The 2055-nt window shown below is 64.7% G+C and carries 3 protein-coding genes; all 3 read left to right on the top strand.

What is annotated here, in order from left to right:
- On the top strand, positions 1-800 hold an 800-nt coding region (locus QZ378_RS12810), incomplete at its 5' end, for a transketolase (protein WP_291258545.1).
- Positions 797-1732 (top strand): transketolase C-terminal domain-containing protein, encoded by a 936-nt coding sequence (locus tag QZ378_RS12805; protein WP_291258544.1) that lies wholly within the window; start codon positions 797-799, stop codon positions 1730-1732. The genes QZ378_RS12810 and QZ378_RS12805, both read left to right, overlap by 4 nt.
- Positions 1729-2055 (top strand): FGGY family carbohydrate kinase (locus tag QZ378_RS12800; RefSeq protein ID WP_291258543.1); only part of this gene is annotated, 327 nt, incomplete at its 3' end. The genes QZ378_RS12805 and QZ378_RS12800, both read left to right, overlap by 4 nt.

Here is a 2055-nt window from a genome sequence, read left to right as displayed (position 1 = left end):
CATACGCCCTGCGCCTGCGGGTGCTGGACATGGTCTACCGGGCCAAAACGGGACACATCGGCGGGGATTTCAGCGTGTGCGACATCCTGAACGTGCTGTACAACCGGGTGATGGACGTGACTCCGGAGAACTTCTCCACCGTGGACCGCGACCATTTCATCCTGAGCAAAGGCCATTCGGTGGAGGCGCTGTACAGCGTCCTCTGCGACAAGGGCTTTTTTCAGGAGAAAGAATTGGAGAGGTTTTCCCAGGTTGGCAGCAAGTACATTGGCCACCCCAACAACAAGATAGCCGGCATTGAGATGAACTCCGGCTCCCTGGGCCACGGCCTGTCCGTGGGGGTGGGCATGGCCCTGGCAGGGAAGCGCCAGGGGAAGTCCTACCGGGTGTATGTGGTCATGGGGGACGGCGAGCTGGCGGAGGGCTCCGTGTGGGAAGGGGCCATGGCTGCCGGACACTATAAGCTGGATAACCTCTGCGCCGTGGTGGATCGGAACCGGCTGCAAATCTCCGGCGGCACCGAGGAGGTCATGGCCCAGGACAGCCAGGACGACCGGTGGGCCGCCTTTGGCTGGCACACCCTCCACGCCAAGGGCAACGACGTGGCGGACCTGGAGCGGGCTTTCAGCGAGGCGAAGGCCTTCCAGGACAAGCCCACGGTCATCATCGCGGACACGGTGAAGGGCTGCGGAGTGTCTTTTATGGAGAACCAAGCCGGGTGGCACCACAGAGTGCCCACCCAGGAGGAATATGAGGCGGCCCGGAAGGAGCTTTTGGAAAAGGGGGCGGCGGCGCAATGAGCAACACAATCCCCAACCGGCAGGTGATCTGCCAGGTGCTGCTGGATCGGGCCAAGGAGGACAAGACCATCACCGTGCTGTGCAGCGACTCCCGGGGCTCCGCGTCCCTGGCGCCCTTTGCCAAGGAGTTTCCGGAGCAGTTTGTGGAGATGGGCATTGCCGAGCAGAGTTTGGTTTCCACGGCGGCGGGCATGGCCCGGTGCGGCCTGCGGCCCTTCGCCGCCTCTCCGGCCAGCTTTCTCTCCACCCGGAGCATGGAGCAGGTAAAGGTGGACGTGGCCTACTCCCACACCAATGTAAAGCTCATCGGCATCTCCGGGGGCATCAGCTACGGGGCCTTGGGCATGACACACCACAGCGCCCAGGACATCGCGGCGTTGGCCTCCATTCCCAGCCTGCGGGTCTACCTGCCCAGCGACCGGTTCCTCACCCAGGCCCTGCTGGAAGTCCTGGTGGAGGACGACGACCCGGCCTACATCCGGGTGGGAAGAAATGCCGTGGAGGACGTGTACGATTCGGTGCCGGAAAGCTTCCAGATGGACAAGGCCCTCACCGTGCGGGAGGGCACGGACGTGACCCTTATCGCCTGCGGGGAGCTGGTGCGCCCGGCCCTGGACGCGGCCCTTCTGCTGGAGGAAAAGGGCATCTCCGCCCGGGTCATCGACATGTACTGCGTCAAGCCCTTGGACAAAGAGGTGGTGCTCCAGGCCGCCCGGGAGACCAAGGCCATTGTCACCGCCGAGGAGCACAGCATATACGGCGGCATGGGCAGCATGGTCAGCCAGGTGGTGGGGGAGAGCCATCCCATCCCGGTGAAAAACCTGGCTCTGCCCGACGAGCCCGCCATCGCCGGAAAATCGGCGGAGGTGTTCGCCCACTACGGTCTGGACGCCCAGGGCATCGCCAAGGCCGCGGAGGAGCTGCTTCCATGAAGACGATTTTAGCCATCGACCAGAGCACCTCCGGCACCAAGGCATTGCTCTTTGACGGGGAGGGCCGGCTCCTGGGCCGCCACGACCTGCCTCACGAGCAAAAGATCAACAGCCAGGGCTGGGTGTCCCACGATCCCATGGAGATCTACCGCAACACCCTGGAGACCGTCCGCCTGCTGTTGGAGGAGACCGGCGCTGACCGGGAGTCCATCGGGGCGGTGGGCATCAGCAACCAGCGGGAGACAGCCCTCCTCTGGGACCGGGACACGGGCCTGCCCGTGGCGGACGCGGTGGTGTGGCAGTGCGCCCGGGCCGCGGGTATC

It is taken from the genome of Flavonifractor sp. (assembly GCF_019422385.1).
GTDB lineage: Bacteria > Bacillota > Clostridia > Oscillospirales > Oscillospiraceae > Flavonifractor > Flavonifractor avistercoris.
This window is presented reverse-complemented; position numbering and strand designations above follow the sequence as displayed.